Source organism: Isoptericola sp. NPDC058082, assembly GCF_042885055.1.
In the GTDB taxonomy this organism is placed as follows: domain Bacteria; phylum Actinomycetota; class Actinomycetes; order Actinomycetales; family Cellulomonadaceae; genus Isoptericola.
Genome location: NZ_JBHVSQ010000008.1, coordinates 38,780 through 58,684, shown reverse-complemented (window position 1 = coordinate 58,684; position 19,905 = coordinate 38,780). Strand labels below are relative to the sequence as shown.

The following is a 19,905-nucleotide window of genomic DNA, read 5'->3' as shown; positions in this document are numbered from 1 at the left end:
GTTCAGCCTGCCGGGTTCAGCTCGGCCGTGTCGAGCACGGCCGCGCCGGAGCCCCAGGTGTCGGCGACCTGGGCGAGCACGCCGTCGTCCATGAGCTTCTGGAGCCCGGCCTGGACGGCCTTCGCGAGCTCCTCGTCGTCCTTGGCGACGACGACGCCGTACGGCGCGGCGTCCGTGATCTCGCCCAGCGCCTCGACGGAGCCGCCGGTCTGCTCGACGGCGTAGGCGATGATCGGCGAGTCCGCGTACATGGCCTGGAGCTTGCCGCCGGCGAGGTTGGTCGTGACGTCGGACTGCGAGTCGTAGGGCAGCACGTCGACGGCCTCCTTGCCCTCGTCCGTGCAGGCCTTGCTGAGCTCGGCCAGCTCGTCCTGCTGGATGGTGCCGGTCTGCACGCCGACGCTCACGCCGCACAGGTCGTCGGGCGAGACGCCCTCCGGGTTGCCCTTCGCCACGGCGTACTGCGAGCCCGCGGTGAAGTAGCTGACCATGTTGACCGTCTCGAGGCGCTCGGGCGTGACCGAGAACGCCGACATGCCCGCCTCGTACTTGCTGCCGATGGCGGGGATGATCGAGTCGAAGCCCGCGTTCTCGACCTGCAGCTCCAGGCCCATCGTCCTGGCGAGCGCCGTCGCGATGTCGATGTCGATGCCCACCGGCGTCGTGCCGTCCGCGTCGAGGAACTCGACCGGCGCGTACTGGAGGTTCGAGCCGAGCGTGAGCTTGCCGTCCTCGGCCACGGCGTCCGGGACCAGCGTGGCGACGGCGTCGTCCTTCTGGATCGCGTCGAGGTCGACGGCGGCGGAGGTGCTGTCCTCGGACGCGCCCGGCGTCTGGCCGAGGTCCTGCGAGGCCGTGGTGCAGCCGGTGAGGGCGAGGACGGCGACGGCCGAGGTGACGACGGTCGCCGCGAGGGTGTGGCGGGTGCGCATGGTGGGCTCCGAGGATCGTGCGGGGGGTCGATGCATGAGTATGCAGCCCGAGGAATTATTCTCCAAACCGCCTGGTGACGAACCCGACTCGCGGGGCCCGTTCCGGGGCATGCCTCCACCCTTACACTCGGACCGCACCCCGGCTCCCGCCTCCTGCGCGGTCCGGACCGGCGACGTCGCCGGTCGAGCGGGTGCCCCCCCTTGTCGGCCGCGCTGCCGCGGCCCCGTCTCGCCTGCCCGATCTCGTCCCAGGAGTGATGCATGCCGCGCACCCGTCCGTCATCCCTCGCCACGCCCGCCTCGAGGCTCGCCCTCGGCGGCCTCGCCGTCGCCGTCGGTCTGTCGGGCTGCGCGACGTCGGCCGGCGGCGGGGGCGACGACGGCGGCGACGGCGCGCGTGTGGTGCTCGCCGACGCGCAGCCGCTGGGCGGCTACAACCCGGTCAACGGGTACGGCGAGCTGGGCGTCTCCCCGCTCTACGACGGGCTGCTGCGCCCCGCGTCGTCGGGCGACGACCGCCTGCCCGAGCTGGAGCCTGCGCTGGCCGCCGAGGCGCCGGCCGTGAGCGACGACAGCACGGTGTGGGACGTGACGCTGCGCGAGGGCGTGACCTTCTCCGACGGCACGACCCTCGACGCCGCCGACGTGGTCGCGACGTACGAGGCGGTGCTCGACCCGGAATCGGCGTCCGAGGTGGCGGGCGCGTACCGGATGATCGGGTCGGTCGCGGCGACCGACGACCGGCACGTCCGGTTCACGCTCACGCACCCGTACTCGGCGTTCGCGTCGCGGCTGACGCTGGGGATCGCGCCGTCGGAGCGGCTCGACGGCGGCCCGGCCCGCGACTCCACGCTCAACACCGAGCCGGTGGGCACCGGCCCGTACCTGCTCACGCGCCTCGACGCCGACCAGGCGGTGTTCGCCGCCAACCCCGGCTACTGGGGCGGAGCGCCCCAGGTCACGGAGCTCGTCACGCTGTACCTGCCGGACGACAACGCGCGCGCCCAGCGGGTCCGGGCGGGCGACGTCGACGGCACGGTGCTGCCGCCCGTGCTGGCCGCGTCGTTCGAGGACGAGTCCGGGCTGCGGGTGCAGCCGGTGCGGACGGCGGACTGGCGCGGCGTCTCGCTGCCGGTCGAGAACGCGTTCGCGAGCGACCCCGCCGCGCGCCGGGCGATGAACCTCGCCGTCGACCGGGCCACGATCGTGGACGGCGTGCTCGCCGGCCACGGCAGCCCCGCCGCGACGCCCGTCAGCGCCGTCTACGGTGACGCGTTCGCCGCCGACGCCACGTTCCCCTTCGACCGGGCCCGCGCGGAGCGGCTGCTCGACGACGCGGGCTGGCGGCCCGCCGCCGACGGCGTCCGCGCCCGGGCCGGCGAGCGGGCGGAGTTCGACCTCTACTACCTGGCGTCCGACAGCCTGCGCCGCGACATGGCGGCCGCCTTCGCCGCCGACATGGCGACGATCGGGGTCGACGTCACGCTGCGCGGCGGCGACTGGCCCGAGCTGGACCGGCACCTCACGGACGCCGCGATCCTGCTGGGCGGCGGCGAGCGCCCGTACGACCTCGACACCCAGCTGTTCGACGTGCTGCACACGCGCGCCGACGACACGTCCCCCTACGACAACCCCGGGGACGTCGAGATCCCCGGCGTCGACGCGCAGCTCGACCGCGCCCGCGCCAGCCTCGACCCCGACGAGCGCACCGCCGCGTACCGGGCCGTCCAGGAGGCGTACGTGCAGCACCCGACGCACGTGTTCCTCGCGTTCGTCGAGCACACGTACGTGACGCGGGACGACGGCGCCGGGGCCGGCTGGGACCGCGGACCGCTGGTGCTGGAGCCGCACGCGCACGGCGTCTCGTGGGGGCCGTGGTGGCACGTCGCGGGCTGGCGGCGGTGAGCGGCCGGAGCCCGCGATGAGGGCCGCGGCCCTCGCGCGCCGGTCGGGCGACCTGCGCCGCGTCACGCTGCGCGCCGCCGCGTTCGGGGTGCCCGTGCTGCTCGCCGTCTCCGCGCTGGTGTTCGTGCTGGCCGAGCACTCGCCGCTCGACCCGCTCGCCGCGTACCTCGGCGCGCGCTACCAGGAGACGTCGGCGGCCGACCGGGCGGCGCTGAGCAGCACGCTCGGCCTCGGCCTCCCGTGGTGGCAGGGCTGGCTCGCCTGGGCGGGCGACCTGCTGCACGGCGACCTGGGCTGGTCGCGCGTGTTCACGATGCCGGTCGCGGACATGTTCGCGCAGCGGGTCGGGTGGACGCTGCTCCTGTCCGGGACGGCGCTGGCGATCGCCCTCGTGCTGGGCGTCGTGCTGGGGCTGGTCGCGGGCACGCGACCCGGCGGGCGGCTCGACGCCGCGCTCAGCGGGCTCGCCGTGCTGCTGCAGTCCGTGCCGCCGTTCGTCGTGGCGCTCGGCGCGGTGCTGGTCTTCGCGGTCACCCTCCGGGCGGCACCCGTGGCAGGCGTCGCCGAGCCCGGCGCCCTGCCGACCGTCGCGGGCGTGGCGGCGCACCTCGCCCTCCCGGCCGCGGTGCTCGCCGCGACCATGCTGCCCTGGATGCTGCTCGGCGTCCGCACCGCCGCCGCCCGCGCCGCGGCGTCCGACGCCGTGCGCGGCGCGCGTGCCCGGGGCCTGCCCCCGCGCACGGTGCTGACCCGGCACGTGCTGCCGGTCTCGCTCGGCCCGCTCGTCATGGTGGTGGGCGCGCGCGTGCCGGAGCTCGTCGTCGGGGCCGTGCTGGTGGAGGAGGTCTTCGGCTGGCCCGGCATCGCCGGCGCCGTCGTGTCGTCCGCGCAGGCGCTCGACCTGGCGCTCCTCGCGGCGCTGACGGTCGTGACGACGGCGGCCGTGCTGATCGGCTCCTACCTCGCCGACGTCGCGCAGCTGCTGCTCGACCCGCGGGTGGTCGTCGATGCGTGACGCCCGCCGGTTCCTGCCGCCCGCGATCCTCCTCGCGCTCCTGGTCGCGTACGCCGTCCTGGTGCCCCTGCTCGCGGGCCCGACGTCGGTCGACTTCGGCGCCGCGCTGCGACCGCCGAGCCTCGCGCACCCGTTCGGCACCGACCACTCCGGCCACGACCTGTTCGTGCGCGTGGCGCAGGGGCTGCGCGTGTCGCTGGTCGTCGCGCTCGGGTGCGCCGCCGTCGCCGTCGCGGTGGGCGTGACCGTCGGGGCCGTCGCCGCGGCGCGCGGCGGCCTGGTCGACGCCGCCGTGATGCGGGCGACGGACGGCGTGAACGCGCTGCCGCACCTGCTGCTCGGCATCGTGGTCGTCGCGTTCTTCCCGGGCTCGCTCGTCGCGATCATGGCGTCGATCGCGGTGACGCACTGGCCCCAGGTCGCGCGCGTGGTGCGGGCCGAGATGCTGGCGGTGCGGTCGTCGGCGTACGTCGACGCCGCGTACCTGGCGGGCGCCACCCGCAGGCAGGTGGCCCGCGAGCACCTGGTCCCCGCCGCGTCCCCGCAGGCGCTCGTCGCGCTGGTCATGCTGGTGCCCCACGCCGTCTGGCACGAGGCCACGCTGAGCTTCCTCGGCCTGGGCCTGCCGCCCGACCGTGCGAGCCTCGGCACCCTGCTCGAGATCGCCCGCGGCGACGTGCTCACCGGCGCCTGGTGGACGCTCGCCTTCCCCGCCGGCGTGCTCGTGCTGACCACGCTGGCCGTGTCCGGCGTCGCGCGCGCGGCCCGGCAGCCGGTCGAGCGCCGCGAGCGGGCGTCCGGCCCCCTGTCCGGGCCTGGAGGGCGCCGGACGCCCGCTCACCGCCCCACGGCGACGGCGGACGACGCGCCCGTCGTGCGGGTGCGCGGCCTCACGCTGCGGCTGCCCGCGGGCGGGCGATGGGTGCACGCCGCCACCGACGTCGACCTGACGCTGCGCGCCGGCGAGATCACCGCGCTGGTCGGCGAGGCGGGCTGCGGCAAGTCCGTGCTCGCGTCGGCGCTGTGCGGGCTGCTGCCGCCCGGCACCCGCGCCACGGGGTCGGTCCGGGTGGCGGGCGACGAGCTGCTCGGCGCGCCCGAGCGCCGCTGGCGGGACCTGCGGGGTCGGGTGGTGGGGCTGTCGATGCAGTCCGCCGCCGCCTCGTTCACCCCCGTGCGCACCGTCGGCGCGCAGCTCGCCGAGACGCTCGCGGCGCTCGGGGCGGCGTCCGAGGACCCGGAGTCGACCGTGCCCGACCTGCTGGCCCGCGTCGGGCTCCGTCCGGACGACGGCGACCGGTACCCGCACGAGCTCTCCGGCGGGATGGCGCAGCGCGCCGCCCTCGCCGCGGCGCTGGCCGGCGACCCGGCCGTACTCCTGGCCGACGAGCCCACCGCGGGCCTCGACCCCGAACTCGCCGCGCAGGTGCTGGGCCTGCTGCGCGAGGTCGCCGACGCCGGCGCCGCCGTGCTGCTCGTCACCCACGACCTGCAGGCGCTGGAGACGTCGGGCGTCGCGGACCGGCTCGCCGTCATGTACGCGGGCCGGGTGGTCGAGGAGGGCGGCGCCGACGGCGTGCTGCGCGCGCCGCGCCACGACTACACGGCCGCGCTGCTCGGTGCGTTGCCGTCGCGCGGGCTCGTGCCGGTCCCCGGCACCCCGCCCGAGCTGACGGACCTCGACCCGGCGACGTCGTTCGCCGACCGGCTCGGGGCCGCCGGTCAGGCCGCGCACGTCGTCGAGGAGGGGGTGCCTGATGGCGCTCGTCGCTGACGGCGTGAGCTGCTGGTACCCCGCCGGCGCCCCGCGCCCGGCCGGCGCCCTCGTGCTGGACCGCGTGAGCCTCGCCGTCGAGCCGGGGCGGATCGTCGGGCTGACCGGCCCCTCGGGGGCGGGGAAGTCCTCGCTCGGGCGCATCCTGTGCGGGCTGCAGCCGGCGCAGGAGGGCGCCGTCCTCGTGGACGGCGAGCCCGTGCCGACGCGGCGGGGCCGCATGACCGGCATCGTCGGGCTGCTGCACCAGTCGCCGCGGGCGGCGACGAGCCCGCGGCTGACGCTCGGCGCGATCGTCGCGGAGCCGCTGCCGCGCCGCGAGCGCGGTGCCTCGGCCGGGCGGGCGCGGGTGGCGGGCGCCGCGCGCCGGGTCGGCCTGACGCCGGACCTGCTGGGCCGCCTCCCGGCGCAGGTCTCCGACGGCCAGCTCCAGCGCGCCTGCCTCGCCCGCGCGCTGCTGGCCGCGCCGCGCTACCTCGTCGCCGACGAGCCCACCGCCATGCTCGACGCCGCCACCACCGCCGCCGTCGCGCAGGTGCTGCGGGAGCTCGCCGCCGCCGGCGCCGGCGTGCTGCTGGTCTCCCACGACCACCCGCTGGTCGACGCGCTCGCCGACGAGCGGGTGCTGCTGCCAGGTGACGTAGCCAGGTGACGTAGCGAATCGTCGTCGTCCTGCGCGCTGACGGCGACGAATCGCTACGTCGGCGGCGCGAGCCGCGCCGCGGCGAGGCGGGCGGCAGCGCGGAGCTCCTCGCGGCCGGCACCCAGCTCGGCGCGGACCGCGAGGCCGTGCCAGAGCGTCTGGACCAGCCCGGTCAGGGTCCCCGCGTCCGTGCCCGCCGGCGCGTCGCCGTCCACGACCGCCCGCTCGACCCGGGCGCGGAGCAGCGCCTCGTCGGCCCCCTGCGCCTCGACGACGAAGGCCCGGACGTCCAGCGTCGCCGACGTGTCCGCCATCGCGGCGCTCGTCGTGAGGCACCCGGGCTGGTCGTCCGGCCGGGTGAACTCGTCGACGGAGCCGACGAGGACCCGCTCGATCACCCCGGCCAGGTCCGGTTCCTGGACGGCGCGCGCGTAGACCTCCCCGTACCGGCCCGTGTGGGCGCGCACGGCCTCGTCGAACAGCCGCTCCTTGGAGCCGAAGGCGGCGTAGAGGCTCGAGCTGGAGATCCCGAGGGCCGTGGTGAGCATGCGCGTCGACGTGCCGGAGTAGCCGTGCCGCCAGAAGAGACGCGCCGCGTCCCGCAGCGCGAGGTCGCGGTCGAAGGTACGGGGGCGTCCGGCGGCTCGGGTGGGCACCTTGTGATTCTAGAGCGATCGATGCAGAATCCCGGTTATGGAGCGAACGCTACAGAAATGGGTGACCGTGCGGGACGGCGGCCGGGTCGCCGTCGACGTCTACGGGGAGCCCGACGACGACGCGATCGTGCTGGTCCCGGGGGTCCTGAGCGACGCCGCCGCCTGGGGCCCGGTCGCGCGGGCCCTGGAGAGCTGGGCGACGGTCGCCGTCGTGAACCGCCGGGGCCGGCACCCGTCGAGCCCCCTCCCGACCGGCTACTCGCTGCGGACCGAGCTCGACGACCTCGCCGCCGTGCTCCGCGGGTTCACGCGCGTCCGCACGCTGTTCGGCTGGAGCTACGGGGGCCTGATCGCGCTGCACCTCGCGGGCAACGAGCCGGTGCCGCACGTCGTCGCCTACGACCCGGTCGCCCGGCCGTTCGGGGCCGACGCGCTCGCCGCGCTCGGGCAGGCCGCGGCGGACGAGGACGACGACGCCACCGTCGAGATCGTCCTCGGCCGGATCTCCCGCCTGGAGGCCCGGGACGTCGCGGCCCTGCGGGCCGACCCGACCGCCTGGGCGACGATGACGCGGCTCGCCGCACCGGTGCACGCCGAGACCGCCGCCCTGAACGCCACGGCCGTGCCGGAGGGGCTGGCGGGCCGGGCGGGCCGCGTCGACCTCGTCGTCGGCGGGGCCCACCGGGGCCGACCGCCGTACGGGACGACGTTCGACGACGTCCGACGGGTCGTTCCCCACGCGACGACGCACGTGCTCCCCGGGCAGGGTCACCTGGCACACCTCGACGCGCCGCGGCAGCTCGCCGCGTGGATCACCGGCACGGCGACGGTCACGACGACGTAGCGAGCAGGGTCGGCGGGTACGGTCACCCGGTGACCCCGGCCTCCATCGCGCTCGTGCTGACGGCGGCGGTGCTGCACGCGATCTGGAACGTCGCCGCCAAGAGCGTCACCGGCGACTCGCGCGTCTTCGTCTGGCTCTACGCCACCGCGTCGGCGGTGCTGTGGGTGCCGGTGGGCCTGGTGATCCTGGCCCGCGACGGCTGGCCCGACCTCGGCGCCCTCCTGCTCGCCGGTGCCGTCTCCGGCGTGCTGCACAACCTCTACGGCGTGGCCCTCAACACCGGCTACGCCCGCGCCGACCTGGGCATCGTCTACCCCACGGCGCGCGGCACGGGCCCGCTGCTGACGATGTTCGTGGCGCTGGTGGTGCTCGGCGAGCACGTCGACGCCGTCAACGTGGTGGGCGGCCTCGTCGTGATCGCGGGCGTGGCGATGGTCGCGAGCTCCGGCGCGTCGGGCGTGGACGCGTCGCGAGGCCTCGCGGGGGTCCGCTGGGGTCTCGCGACCGGCGCCGCCATCGCCGCGTACACGCTCTGGGACGGGCACGCCGTCACGACGCTCGCCCTCGACCCGGTGGCCTACTTCGCGTGCAACGCCGTGTGGCAGTCGCTCACGCTGGCGCCGGTGCTGCGCGACCGCGGCCGCCGCGCGGAGGCGGTCCGCATGAGCCGGCGGCACGTGCGGGCGATCGCGCTGGTCGCGGTGCTGTCGCCGCTGGGGTACATCCTCGTGCTGGTCGCGATGCAGACGTCGCCGATCGCCCTGGTGGCGCCGGCCCGCGAGTCGAGCATCGTCGTGGGCACGCTGCTCGCGTGGTGGCTGTTCAAGGAGCCGCGGCCGGCCGTGAAGATCGTCGGGTCGCTCGTCGTCGTGGCCGGCATCGCGCTGCTCGCGCTCTGAGAGGTCGCGTCGTACCCGGTGTCAGGCCGCGACGAGCGGGCGCCACCGCGCCCACGTCGCGTCGACGACGGCGTCCGCCTCGTGCGCGTGCGGCGCCAGCACGCGCCCCAGCGCGCCCGGGCCGGCGAGGAGCGTCTCGCCCTCCCCGTCGGCGGCGTCCGGCCGCGTGCCGAGCAGCATGACGGAGGCGACGACGCGGTGCGCGCCGACGACGCCGGGCGAGGCGGCGAGCCACGGGTCGCGCAGGTCGAGGTCTTCGACCAGCAGCGGTCGGCCGTCCAGCCGCGCCCGGAACCGGGACCGCAGCGGCCCTCCACCGGGCTCGTCCGCGCGGCCGAGCACCAGCGTCTCGCTGATCAGCGCCCGGGCGCCGGCGGCGAGCTCGACGGCGGTGCCGCGCTCGACGTCGGCCCCCTCCGTCACGACGAACGGCGCGCCCTTCCACACGAGCGCGCCGCCCTCGCCGACCGTCGCGTGCACGGCCCAGGACGCGCCGTCGCCGCCGCGCACGTCGTACGCGACGACGCCGGACGGCTCGATGAGCTCGAGCACGACGCCCGCGCCCACGCGCAGCTCGACCCGCACGTCGTCGCCCGCGAGCAGCAGGGCGAACGTGCCGACCAGCGCCACGCGCGCGAGCGGGCCGTCGACCAGCACCGGCCGCGGGCGCAGGTGCACGCTGCCGACGAGCTCGACGAGGCGGGCGCGCCCGTCCACGAGCTCGACGGTGACCCGCGCCGTGCCCGTCGAGCCTTCCGCCGCATCACGCGCCGTGCCGCGGTCGGTGCCGGTCGACGCGGTCACGCGTGCGCGTGCGTGGTGCCGTCGGCGTGGGTGTGGGGCGCCATCGGGCCCGGGTCCTGCGCCACGTGCCGGCCCGCGCGGAAGCTGCGCAGCACCTCGCGGGCCCAGTCGCCCAGGCGCGTCACGGACTCCGGGTCGCGCTGGCTCAGCGCGAGCACCGGGCGGCCGTCGCGGGCCGACGTCGCGTCCGCGACCATCTGCTCCGCGTCCACGCCGACGTACGGGGCGAGGTCGGTCTTGTTGACGACCAGCAGGTCCGCACGCTCGATGCCGGGGCCGCCCTTGCGGGCCACGTCGCCGCCGCCCGCGACGTCGAGCACGAAGATCTGCGCGTCCACCAGCGCCGGGCTGAAGGTCGCGGTGAGGTTGTCGCCGCCGCTCTCCACGACGACGAGGTCGAGCGGCGCGAACCGCTCCTCGAGGTCCTCGACCGCCAGCAGGTTGGGCGTGACGTCGTCGCGGATGGCGGTGTGCGGGCACGCGCCGGTCTCGACGGCGTGGATCCGCTCGACCGGCAGCACGCCGGCGGACCGCAGGTAGCGCGCGTCCTCGTCCGTGTAGATGTCGTTGGTGACGACGGCCATGCTCAGCTCGTCCGCGAGCTCGCGGCACAGCGTGGCGAGGATCGTGGACTTGCCGACGCCGACCGGGCCGGCGACGCCGAGGCGCAGCGCCCGGGCGGGTGCGGCGTGGTCGTGGGTGGGGGTGTGGTTCTCAGGCAACGAAGATTCTCCTGGTTCTGTGCTGATGGGTGAGCGACCAGCCCTCCGCCTGGGGGGCGGTGGTCGCGGGAAGGTCGTCGGGGTGCGGGACGGCGACGGCGGCGCGCACCAGGGCGGCGACGTCCGGCTCGGCGGCGAGCACCCAGCCCGCCGCGTCCGCCGGGTCGCCGGGCTCGAGCTTGAGCGCCGCGGACGCCACGGCCTGCGCGTCGTCGTAGAGGCTCGCCCGTGCGGTCGCCTCCGCGTCGACGCCGAGTGCGGCGGCCACGCACCCGAGCGCGACGGGCCGCAGCGGCGCCCGGCCCAGCGCGCGCAGCGCGACGGTGGCCGGGTGGTCCGGACGGAGCCGCTCGCCGAGGCGCGCCAGGCCGCGGCCGAGCACGCCCTGCACGTCGCGCAGGGGCGCGCTCGGCGTGCGGGCCGCGAGCGCCTCCTGGACGTCGTCGAGCCCGAACCCGGCGTCCGACGTCGCGGCACGGTGCGCGAGCACCGCCGCGGCGGCGTCCACGAGCCCGACGGTGCGCAGCCGGGCGCGCAGGTACCGGGGCACGTCGGCCTGCGTCATGCCGTCCGCGAGGCCGGGCTCGAGGCCCGCCGAGTACACGAGACCGCCCACCGGGAGCCGGCCGTCGGCGAGCAGCAGCGCGCCGAGGCCGGCCGCCCCGGCGGGGGCAGCGGCGGTCGCCATCTAGAACATCGAGTACCGCTGGGCCAGCGGCACCACGTCCACGGGCTGGGCCCGCACGGGCTCCCCGTCGATGCTGATGGCGAACGTCTCCGGGTCGACGTCGATGCGCGGCAGCGCCGTGTTGTTCGGCATGTCGAGCTTGGTGACGTCGCGGGTGGGCCGGATCGCCTCCAGCCGGCGCCGCAGCCCCAGCCGCTCCTCCAGCCCGTCGTCCAGCGCCGCCTGCGCCACGAACGTCACCGCCAGGCCCGGCGCCGACGACGCCTGGGCGGCGAGCGCCGGGCGCATGAACACCGGCTGCGGGGCGGGCACCGCCCCGTTCGGGTCGCCGAGAGGGGCCGCCACGATCGCGCCGCCCTTGATGACCGCGGCCGGGCGGATGCCGAAGAACGCCGGGTCCCACAGCACCAGGTCGGCCAGCTTGCCCGCCTCGACGGAGCCGACCTCGTGGTCGATGCCGTGCGCCACGGCCGGGCAGATCGTGTACTTCGCGACGTACCGGCGGGCTCGCTCGTTGTCCGCCGGCAGGCTGGAGCCGAGCGTGCCGAACCGGTTCTTCATCACGTGCGCCACCTGCCAGGTGCGGCAGATCAGCTCGCCGATGCGGCCCATGGCCTGCGCGTCCGTCGACGTGATCGACAGGGCGCCCATGTCCTGCAGGACGTCCTCGGCCGCCATCGTCGACGCGCGGATCCGCGACTCGGCGAAGGCGAGGTCCTCCGGCACGCGCGGGTTGAGGTGGTGCACCACCAGCAGCATGTCGAGGTGCTCGTCCACCGTGTTCACGGTGAACGGGAGCGTCGGGTTGGTCGACGCCGGCAGGATGTTGCGCTCCCCCGCCGTGACGATGATGTCGGGCGCGTGCCCGCCGCCCGCGCCCTCGGCGTGGAAGACGTGGATCCCGCGCCCGCCGATCGCCTCCAGCGTGTGCTGCACGTACCCGGTCTCGTTGAGGCTGTCGGCGTGCAGGGCCACCTGGAGGCCGAACTCGTCCGCCGCGCGCAGCGCCGCGTCGATCGCCGCCGGGGTGGCTCCCCAGTCCTCGTGCACCTTGTAGCCGCCGGCGCCCGCGAGGGCCTCCTCGGCCAGCGCGTCCTGCGAGACGGTGCTGCCCTTGCCGAACAGCAGCACGTTGAGCGGCAGGTCGTCCAGGGCGCGGTGCATCATCGTCAGCGACCGGGCGCCCGGCGTCACCGTGGTGGCCTTGGACCCCTCGGTCGGGCCGGTGCCGCCGCCCACCACCGTCGTCGTGCCGGTGACGAGCGCCTCGCGCATCTCGATCTCGCTGAGGAAGTGCACGTGCGTGTCGACGGCGCCGGCGGTGAGGATCTTGCCCTCGCCCGCGATCACGTCCGTGCTCGGCCCGATCCGCAGGTCGGGGTGCACGCCGTCCATGACGTCGGGGTTGCCGGCCTTCCCGATCGCCACGATGCGGCCGTCGCGCACGCCGACGTCGGCCCGCACGATGCCCCAGTGGTCGAGGATCAGGACGTTGGTGATCACCAGGTCCGGCGCGCCCTCGGAGCGCAGCGTGACGCCCTGGCCCATGGACTCGCGGATGGTCTTGCCGCCGCCGAACGTCGCCTCGTCGCCGCCCGCGGTGAGGTCCTGCTCGACCTCGATCCACAGGTCCGTGTCCGCGAGGCGCACCTGGTCGCCCGTCGTCGGGCCGTACAGCTGCGCGTACGCGCGCCGGTCGATCTGGGTCACCGGTCCTCCTCCGTGGTCGTCGGGCCGTTCGTCGGGCCGTTCGTCGGGTGGGTGGGCGGGCTGGACTCAGGATCGGTCGGCTCGACGTCGGCCGGGTCACCGTCGTGCGCCTCGACCTCGCCCACGCGCATCGGCGTGGCCGACGCGTTCTGCGGCTCCGGGACGTCCACGCCGGGCGTGCCGAACGGCACCACCGGTCGCGGCTCGCGCTCGACGGACTCCGGCTCGCGCGACAGGTCGCGGATCTGCAGGCCGGGCACGAAGCGCCGGCCACCGAGGGCGACGAGGTGCACCGTGCGGCTCACGCCCGGCTCCAGCCGGACCGACGTGCCCGCGGGCACGTCGAGGCGGAACCCGCGGGTGGCCTCACGGTCGAAGCGCAGCGCCGGGTTCGCGTCGGGCAGGTGCAGGTGGGAGCCGATCTGGACGGGGCGGTCGCCGCCGTTGAGGATCACGACGCTCTGGCGCTCGCGGCCCGCGTTCAGCTCGAGCGGCTCGGGGCGGGTGCGGATCTCGCCGGGGATCACTGGATCGGCTCCGTGATCGTCACGAGCTTGCGCCCGTCGGGGAAGGTGGCCTCGACCTGGAGGTTGGGGATCATCTCCGGGATCCCGTCCATCACCTCGTGGCGGCCGAGCACGGTGCGGCCGTCGTTCATCAGGTCGGCGACCCGTGCGCCCTCCCGCGCGCGCTCGATCACCCAGCAGGACAACAACGACACGGCCTCCGGATGGTTGAGGAGGACCCCTCGCTCTCGGCGGTCACGGGCCACCATGCCCGCGACGCTCAGCAGGAGCTTTTCCGTGTCGGACGGCAACAGCTGCATCAATCACCTCTCTGGAGTTCTCTCCTCTCTTACACGTTCGGTATACCCCCCGGCAAACCCCCGAGGTGCCGTGTGGCCAGCGTCTCCATATGCTCCGAAGATGATCAGGTTCCTGCTCCGCACGGCCGTGTTTCTGCTGGCGGCGACGGTAGGGGTGCTCGTCGCCGCAGGGATCTTCGCCGCCTTCGACCTGCAGACGTTCTCCATCAACTGGTCGGAGCCGCTCGGCTTCATCCTCGCCATCGTCATCTTCGCCGTGGCGCAGGCGATCATCTCCCCGTTCCTCACCAAGGCAGCCCGGAACAACGCCCCCGCGCTCGTCGGCGGCGTCGGCCTGCTCTCGACCTTCGTCGCCCTCATCGTGGCGGTGGTCTTCACCGACGGGCTCGACGTCGGCGGCGTCGCCGGCTGGATCATCGGCCCGGTCATCGTGTGGCTGGCGGGCATGCTCGCGGCCTTCGTCCTGCCGCTCTTCCTCCTCAAGGAGGGCGTGGAGAAGGTCCGCGAGAACCGCGACGACGACTGACCTGCCGGGCAGGTCAGGACGCGAGCAGGCGGCCCACCAGCCCGCCGTGCAGGCGGCCCTCGGGGTCGAACCGCGCGGCGAGGCGCCGGAAGTCGTCGAACCGGGGGAACATCGCCGTCGTCGTCGGCGCGTCGAGCGTGCTGACCTTGCCCCAGTGCGGCCGGGCCCCCAGCGGCACCAGCGCCTGCTCGACGGCGGGCAGCACGGCCCGCACCTCGTCCTCGCGCGGCAGCCACGTGAAGTGGAAGCCCACCGAGGGCTCGTCGAACGGGCTGAGCCACAGGTCGTCGGCGGCGACGGTGCGGATCTCGCTGGTCTGCAGCAGCGGCGCCACCGTCGGGCCGAGGCGGCGCATCGCCTCGATCGCGGCGGCCGCGTTGCGGCGCGGCAGCAGGTACTCCGACTGCACCTCGTCGCCGGCCGACGGCGTGAACTCCAGGCGGAAGTGGCTCAGCCGCTCGTGCCACGGCCCGTCCACGCCGAGCTGCTCCGTGCACGCCGACGGGTCCACGCCCGGCAGCGGGTGCACCGGCACGTCCGACCAGCGCAGGAAGTCGGGGGCGAGCCCGCGCACCTCGGGCCGGTCGGCGCGGGCCACGGACTTGAACCACACGTGCCGCACGGCCGGCTCGTCCCAGCTGGTGAAGGCGCTCACCGAGTACGCGGCGGACGTGATCGCGTCGAAGCTCGCGACGAACGTGTCCCACGGGACCTCCGCCGCGACGTCCTGCCGCACCAGGTACGCCGGGACCGTCCGCAGCTCGACGCGCGTCACGACGCCCAGCGCCCCGAGCGACACGACCGTGCCGGGGAAGACGTCGGGGTCGCTCGCGCGCGTGATGCGCCGCAGCTCGCCGGCCGGCGTCATGATCTCCAGGCCCTCGACCGCGCTCGCGAGGCTCTGGTTCGTGTCGCCGGAGCCGTGCGTGGCCGTGGCGACCGCGCCCGCCACGGAGATGTGCGGCAGGGACGCCAGGTTGCCCAGCGCGCGCCCGGTGGCGTGCAGGGCGCGGGACACCTCGCCGTAGCGCAGGCCCGCGTTCACGGACACGACGTCGCCCTCGGCCCCGTCGTCGGGCGTCAGCGGCTCCACCGCGGGGCGGCCGTCGTCGAGCCCGTCCACCTGGACGTGCACGCCGTCCGTGTCGGCGACGTCGTTGAACGAGTGGCGCGACCCCAGCGCGCGCACCGGTCCGCCGGCGGTGAGCACGTCGGCGAGCTCCTCCAGCGACGCGGGGCGCACGACGGAGCGTGCGGAGTACGTGAGGTTGCCGGCCCAGTTGAGATGCACGGCACCACCCTGCCATCCGGACGGCGCGCGCGGCGGCCCGGTCCAGGTTCAGTCCAGGTACGCGTCGAGGTCCGCGACGGCGGAGTCCAGCGCGGCCCGCTCGGCCGGGGCCGGGTCGCGCAGCCACTGCACGTCGACGCGCTGCCCGACGCCCGCCGGCCAGCGCCAGCGCCCGGCGACGACGCCGTCCACCGCCGCCGAGTGCACGTACGCCCCGGCGCGGTCCTGCGGCGGCAGGGCCGGGTCGAGCACGACGTGCCGGGTCTCGCGGTACGACATCAACAGCTCGTCGTAGGCCTGCAGCAGGTCGGCGACCGGACCGTCCTCGGCCGCCCGGTCGGCCCCCGGGTCGGCCCCCTGGTCGGCCCCCTGGTCGCCCGGGGGCGCCCCGCCGGCCCACCGGGCGGCGGTGGCGGCCGTCGCGACGAGGGTCAGGCCGTCGAGGTCGCCCGTGCCCGCCACCTGGACCACCTCCCCCGCGTCCGTCAGCGCCGCGAGCGCCGGCGCGAGGTCGCGGACGGTGACGTCGGCCCACAGCCGCAGGTCGTTGAGGGTCGCGAAGCCGCGGCCGGGCAGGTAGCGGCGCCACAGCTCGACGACGGCCGCCTCGGCGTCGAACCGCTCGCCCAGCGGGCCGTAGCCGGCGGGCACGCGGTCGTCGAAGGTCGCGTACGACTGGTGCTGCAGCTCCTTGCCGACGGGCGGCGGCCCGCTGATCACGAGGCGCTGCAGCTCCGCGTGCATGAGCATCTGGGTGAACGCGAGGCCGGGCGCGTCGGGGTCGAGCACGCCACGGGCGACCAGCTCGGCCTTGATCTGCGCGCGCGTGCGCGGCCCGTCCGCGACCGCGGCGGCGACCGCGTCCGTACCAGGGCCCAGGTCGCCGAGGTCCCACGACCGCTCGGTCGACGCCATCAGCCTCTCGACGCGCGGCGCGCTGAGCTCGAGCAGCCACCGCGCGTCGCGCGGCCGCACCAGGTGCCAGGTGGGGCGCAGCAGGTGGGTGCGCAGCAGCTCGCCGTCGGCGAGCGCCGCGTTGAGGGCGGCGCGGCCGGGGCGCGCGGACGGCGTCACCCGCCGCGAGAGGCCCCACAGCGCGGGCTGCAGCTCCTGCCCCTGCACCGCGAGGAGCGCGTCCACGACGGCGGGCGCGTCGGGCAGGCGCTGCTCGCGCAGACCGGTGGCGGCGAGGCGCGCGGCCCGGACGGTGCTCTCGTCGACGCCGCTGTCGACCTGGGCGGCCACCCGCTCAGCCGGCCCGGCCGGCGGGCGCCGCCTCCACGAGGGGGATGCGGCCGCCCATGCCGACCATGTCCAGCACCTCCGCGACCGCCTCGGACGGTTGGTACAGGCTCACGGACGTGCCGGTCTCCTGGCCCAGCATGTACACCTGCAGGATGAACGCGACCCCGGACGAGTCGATGAACGTGACGTCCCGGGTGTCCAGCACGATGGGGTGCGCGCTGCCCCGCGCCGCCAGCGCCGCCATGGCGTCGCTCGCCGCCTCGCGCAGCGCCGCGTCGACCTCGCCCCACAGGGTGAGGACCGTCGCCTGGTCGGTGGTACGGGACGCGATCCCCGAGCTCGGGCCCGGATCGCTGCTGCTGTCGATGTCCATGTGGTCGTGATGCTCCCGTGCGTGGGGCCGTGCGGCCTGGGGACGCCGTCTGCGTCCTCTCTGTACAGCGAACGGCCCGCGTCGAGTGTTCCCCCGTCAGGCGGATTCGTCCAGCATCCTTTCAATCCTGGCGGGTCGACGCCGGTCCGGCCGGCGCCGCGCGGGCGGGGCCCGCCGGTCCAGGGTCGTCCAGGTCGGTGACGTCCGCGACCCGGGCGTCGAGGACGTGCACCAGCTCACCGCCGTCGACCGTCGCGGAGACCCCGTGCCCACCGCCCCCGACCGACACCGGCCCCGCCTCCGGGATGCGCGAGTCCGCGACCACCGGCCAGGCCGTGAGCGAGCCGAACGGCGTGATGGTGCCGCGCTCGTACCCGGTGACGTCGCGCGCCACCTCCTTGTCCGGCATCGACAGCCGCGACACCCCGAGCAGCGACCGCAGCCGCGGCCACGCGATGGTGCGGTCGCCCGGCACCAGCACGAACAGGAAGTCGCCGTCCCCGCGGCGCACGACGATCGTCTTCACCACCTGCGCCGGCGTGACGCCGCGCGCGGCCGCGGCCTCCGCGAGCGAGCGCACCGGGCCGTGCCGGACGATGTCGAACGCGATCCCCGACGCCTCCAGCGCCTCGCGCGTCCGCCGCTCTCCGGGGGTCTCGGTGGGCGGCTCGGCGGGCTCCCCGACCGTCACCCGGCGTCCGTCGCGTCCGCGGACTCCTCGGTGTCCTCGGCGTCCGGGTCCTTCGAGGAGCCGTCGACGGTGACCACGAGCGTGACGGTCGAGCCCGTCAGCGCCACCGTCCCCGCGCCCACGGTCTTCGCGACCACGTCGTCGTCCCCGACACCCTCCACGGGGTCGGTGCTCACGTCGAACCCGAGCGCCTCGAGCTCCGCCCGCGCGTCGGCGACCGACTTCCCGGCGACGTCCGGGACGGACTCCGCGTCGCCCCAGGACAGGACGACGGTCGAGCCCTTCGGCACCGCGCTGCCCGCTCCCTTCGTGGCGACCACCAGGTCGCCGTCCTCGACGCCGTCCGCCGGGTCCAGGGCCACCACGAACCCGAGGCCCTTGAGCTTCGCCCGCGCGTCGGCGACGGTCCACCCGGTGACGTTCGGGACCTTCACCGTGGCCGGTGCCGGCGGGCCGCTCGAGACCACGAGAGTGACGGTCGAGCCCTTCGACACCTTCGTGCCCGCGCCCCGCGTCTCGACGACCGTGCCCTCGGGCGCCTTCGGGTCCGGCTTCTCCTTCGTCGTCACCTTGAGCCCGAGCGCCTTGAGCTTCTTCTCGGCCGTGGCGAGCGTCTCGCCGGCGAGGTTCGGCACGCTCACCTTCGCGGGCGTCTCCGACCCGGAGCCCGACCCGCCGTCGCCCTTGCCGGAGCCCTCACCGTCGTCGGACCCCTTGCCCTTGCCCGAGCCCTTCGGGTCGGTGCCGGACGACTTCCCTGGCTCGTCGGCAGCGTTGTCCTTGTCCTTGGACCTGTCCTTGGACGTGTCCTTCGCGTCCTTCGAGCCGCCCGTGGACCCTGCCTTCGAGCCCTTGCCGGACGCGGCGCCCTTGTCCGCGCGCTCGGCGGGGGACGGGCCGCCGCCGGTCGCGACGTCGTCGGACTCCCACGCCCGGTCGGGCACGGGGCCGGCGGCGAAGAACTCGAAGTGCCACGGCTCGGGCTTCGAGCCCGTGAGGCGCGCCCACGACGGGTTGTCCCAGCCGTAGTCCGGGGCGTGCACGCGCATCCACGCGTGCTCGGCGGACGTGAAGGTGGAGATCGGGTAGCCCAGGTCGACGGCGAGGCCCCAGCCGTGGTTCGACGTGCCCGGCGTCGCCGCGAGCCAGCCCTTGGTGGCCTTGACGCGGATCTGGAGCTCCAGCGAGCGGTACGAGTCGGTCATCGGGATGGGCACCCCGAACTCCTTCTCGTACTCCTTGCTGAGCGCGGAGAGCTGCTCGGCGGCGTCGCAGCGCAGCATGTGTCCGGGAGCGAAGTCGAGCGGGCACAGCGCCGACGTCGGGATGCGCCCGTTGGCGTAGCCCGCCGTGCTCCGGCCGTAGCGGTCGACGACCTCGAGCAGGCTCGCCGTCAGCGTGGCGCGCGCGGCGACCGTGCCGTCCGCCCCCGCCGGCAGGATGCCCGCCTCGAGCGTCGTGGTCGCCGGGTCCAGCAGCGTCGCCAGGCGGGTGGCGGCGACGACGAGGTCGTCGAACGTCACCTCGTCGCCGTCGTGCGCGCTCTCGTCGGCCGGCTTCCCGTCCGGCTGCTCGGCGTCCGACTGCTCGGCGTCCGGCTGCTCGGCGTCCGACTGCTCGGCGTCCGGCTGCTCGGCGTCCGGCTGCTCCCCCGTGGCCAGGGGGGAGGGCTCGTCGGCGGGGTCGATCGCGACCTGGCGTGCGACGGCCACCGCCTCCGGCTCGGTCGCGTCCGGCTCGGTCGCGTCCGGCTCGGTCGCGTCCGGCTCGGTGGCTGGGGCCGGGAGCACCGGCGAGGGCGCCTCGACGTCCGCGGCCGCGAACGGGCGGTCGGACGACCTGGCGGCCTGCTGCGCGAGGTACGTGCTGAGCAGCATGCCGAGCTCGGCGGCGGCCTGGTCCACGGCGGGCGTCACCTTCCGGCCCGCGTCCTGGCTGGCGAGCTCCGCACGCTCGAGGACGCCCAGCACCTCCTGGAGCGTCGTCGGGCCGGTCGACGTCGGCGTCCCGACCACACCCACGGAGACGCCCTCGCCCACCGGGCTGCCGGCCCCGACGTCGGGGGTGTGCTGGTCGGCGGCGAGGGTCTGGAGGCGGCCGTCGTTCCACGGGAGGCCGGCCACGGGGGCCGCGAGGAACCCCGTCGCGAGCACGCACGTCGCCGTCGCCGTCGCGAGCAACCTGCCGACACGCACGCCCCGTCCGGTGTCCCTCGGAGACCTCACGACGACGAACCTCCCCCATCGGCACTGCTCAGCGCTCGGATCCTGTCACACCCCGGGGTCGTCGTGTGACACGGGCGACAGGACCGTCCCTTTACTGTGCGTCACGCTCCACGCTCCTGCCACCCCTGCGACAAGA

General features: G+C 75.7%; 20 protein-coding genes. 7 read left to right on the top strand and 13 right to left on the bottom strand.

The genetic code is table 11. From position 1 onward, the window contains the following. Positions 1-2 precede the first annotated feature (2 nt). A complete protein-coding gene (locus ACFVS0_RS12545; RefSeq protein ID WP_430588159.1) occupies positions 3-932 on the bottom strand; it encodes an ABC transporter substrate-binding protein in 930 nt (309 codons plus the stop codon). Positions 933-1,193: 261 nt separating this feature from the next. Here ACFVS0_RS12545 and ACFVS0_RS12540 point away from each other — a divergent pair, with 261 nt between their 5' ends. From ACFVS0_RS12540 to ACFVS0_RS12525, 4 genes are read left to right on the top strand one after another with little or no spacing between them, the layout of a single operon-like run. Continuing rightward, positions 1,194-2,837, top strand: coding sequence for an ABC transporter substrate-binding protein (locus ACFVS0_RS12540; protein ID WP_430588158.1), 1,644 nt, complete (start codon positions 1,194-1,196; stop codon positions 2,835-2,837). A gap of 16 nt (positions 2,838-2,853) precedes the next feature. Next, positions 2,854-3,852, top strand: a complete 999-nt coding sequence (locus ACFVS0_RS12535; protein WP_430588157.1) for an ABC transporter permease — start codon at positions 2,854-2,856, stop codon at positions 3,850-3,852. Beyond that, a complete protein-coding gene (locus ACFVS0_RS12530; RefSeq protein WP_430588156.1) occupies positions 3,845-5,626 on the top strand; it encodes a dipeptide/oligopeptide/nickel ABC transporter permease/ATP-binding protein in 1,782 nt (593 codons plus the stop codon). Before ACFVS0_RS12535 ends, ACFVS0_RS12530 begins: the two co-directional genes overlap by 8 nt. Then, positions 5,610-6,278, top strand: a complete 669-nt coding sequence (locus ACFVS0_RS12525; RefSeq protein ID WP_430588155.1) for an ATP-binding cassette domain-containing protein — start codon at positions 5,610-5,612, stop codon at positions 6,276-6,278. Before ACFVS0_RS12530 ends, ACFVS0_RS12525 begins: the two co-directional genes overlap by 17 nt. 44 nt (positions 6,279-6,322) lie before the next feature. On the opposite strand, the gene ACFVS0_RS12520 is transcribed toward ACFVS0_RS12525, so the two are convergent. Next, the gene (locus ACFVS0_RS12520; protein WP_430588154.1) at positions 6,323-6,925 is read right to left on the bottom strand and encodes a TetR/AcrR family transcriptional regulator; all 603 of its coding nucleotides are present in this window, start codon (positions 6,923-6,925) and stop codon (positions 6,323-6,325) included. 61 nt (positions 6,926-6,986) lie between these two features. Between ACFVS0_RS12520 and ACFVS0_RS12515 the strand changes: the two genes are divergently transcribed. After that, the gene (locus ACFVS0_RS12515; RefSeq protein WP_430588153.1) at positions 6,987-7,769 is read left to right on the top strand and encodes an alpha/beta fold hydrolase; all 783 of its coding nucleotides are present in this window, start codon (positions 6,987-6,989) and stop codon (positions 7,767-7,769) included. A 29-nt stretch (positions 7,770-7,798) separates the two neighbouring features. After that, positions 7,799-8,668, top strand: a complete 870-nt coding sequence (locus tag ACFVS0_RS12510; protein WP_430588152.1) for an EamA family transporter — start codon at positions 7,799-7,801, stop codon at positions 8,666-8,668. A 21-nt stretch (positions 8,669-8,689) separates the two neighbouring features. On the opposite strand, the gene ACFVS0_RS12505 is transcribed toward ACFVS0_RS12510, so the two are convergent. The 6 genes from ACFVS0_RS12505 to ACFVS0_RS12480 are packed head-to-tail and all read right to left on the bottom strand — an operon-like array spanning position 8,690 to position 13,418. Next, positions 8,690-9,472, bottom strand: coding sequence for an urease accessory protein UreD (locus tag ACFVS0_RS12505; RefSeq protein ID WP_430588151.1), 783 nt, complete (start codon positions 9,470-9,472; stop codon positions 8,690-8,692). Next, positions 9,469-10,194 (bottom strand): urease accessory protein UreG, encoded by a 726-nt coding sequence (gene ureG / locus ACFVS0_RS12500; protein WP_430550898.1) that lies wholly within the window; start codon positions 10,192-10,194, stop codon positions 9,469-9,471. The genes ACFVS0_RS12505 and ureG overlap by 4 nt, the downstream gene beginning before the upstream one ends. Continuing rightward, on the bottom strand, positions 10,187-10,882 hold the full coding sequence (locus ACFVS0_RS12495; RefSeq protein ID WP_430562549.1) for an urease accessory protein UreF: 696 nt from the start codon (positions 10,880-10,882) through the stop codon (positions 10,187-10,189). Before ACFVS0_RS12495 ends, ureG begins: the two co-directional genes overlap by 8 nt. After that, positions 10,883-12,592 carry an urease subunit alpha gene (locus ACFVS0_RS12490; RefSeq protein ID WP_430562550.1) on the bottom strand — a complete coding sequence of 570 codons (1,710 nt, stop codon included), beginning with the start codon at positions 12,590-12,592 and terminating at the stop codon, positions 10,883-10,885. Further along, positions 12,589-13,119: an urease subunit beta gene (gene ureB / locus ACFVS0_RS12485; protein WP_430550895.1), complete on the bottom strand. Its 531-nt coding sequence runs from the start codon at positions 13,117-13,119 to the stop codon at positions 12,589-12,591. The genes ACFVS0_RS12490 and ureB overlap by 4 nt, the downstream gene beginning before the upstream one ends. Further along, a complete protein-coding gene (locus ACFVS0_RS12480) occupies positions 13,116-13,418 on the bottom strand; it encodes an urease subunit gamma (RefSeq protein ID WP_430550894.1) in 303 nt (100 codons plus the stop codon). Before ACFVS0_RS12480 ends, ureB begins: the two co-directional genes overlap by 4 nt. A gap of 100 nt (positions 13,419-13,518) precedes the next feature. On the opposite strand from ACFVS0_RS12480, the gene ACFVS0_RS12475 reads away from it, so the two are divergent. Further along, entirely contained in the window at positions 13,519-13,944 is a 426-nt protein-coding gene (locus tag ACFVS0_RS12475) for a hypothetical protein (protein ID WP_430550893.1), read from the top strand. Positions 13,945-13,957: 13 nt separating this feature from the next. Here ACFVS0_RS12475 and ACFVS0_RS12470 read toward each other — a convergent pair whose 3' ends face one another. The 5 genes from ACFVS0_RS12470 to ACFVS0_RS12450 form a co-directional block, all read right to left on the bottom strand. After that, on the bottom strand, positions 13,958-15,235 hold the full coding sequence (locus tag ACFVS0_RS12470; protein ID WP_430588150.1) for an FAD-binding protein: 1,278 nt from the start codon (positions 15,233-15,235) through the stop codon (positions 13,958-13,960). A gap of 48 nt (positions 15,236-15,283) precedes the next feature. Further along, positions 15,284-16,480, bottom strand: coding sequence for a winged helix DNA-binding domain-containing protein (locus ACFVS0_RS12465; RefSeq protein ID WP_430588149.1), 1,197 nt, complete (start codon positions 16,478-16,480; stop codon positions 15,284-15,286). 4 nt (positions 16,481-16,484) lie between these two features. Beyond that, complete coding sequence (locus ACFVS0_RS12460; RefSeq protein ID WP_430588148.1) at positions 16,485-16,853, bottom strand: STAS domain-containing protein; 369 nt, start codon at positions 16,851-16,853, stop codon at positions 16,485-16,487. A 121-nt stretch (positions 16,854-16,974) separates the two neighbouring features. Then, a complete protein-coding gene (locus ACFVS0_RS12455; protein WP_430562553.1) occupies positions 16,975-17,544 on the bottom strand; it encodes an aminoacyl-tRNA deacylase in 570 nt (189 codons plus the stop codon). Next, on the bottom strand, positions 17,541-19,739 hold the full coding sequence (locus ACFVS0_RS12450; protein ID WP_430588147.1) for a PASTA domain-containing protein: 2,199 nt from the start codon (positions 19,737-19,739) through the stop codon (positions 17,541-17,543). The genes ACFVS0_RS12455 and ACFVS0_RS12450 overlap by 4 nt, the downstream gene beginning before the upstream one ends. Between the last annotated feature and the right edge of the window lie 166 nt (positions 19,740-19,905).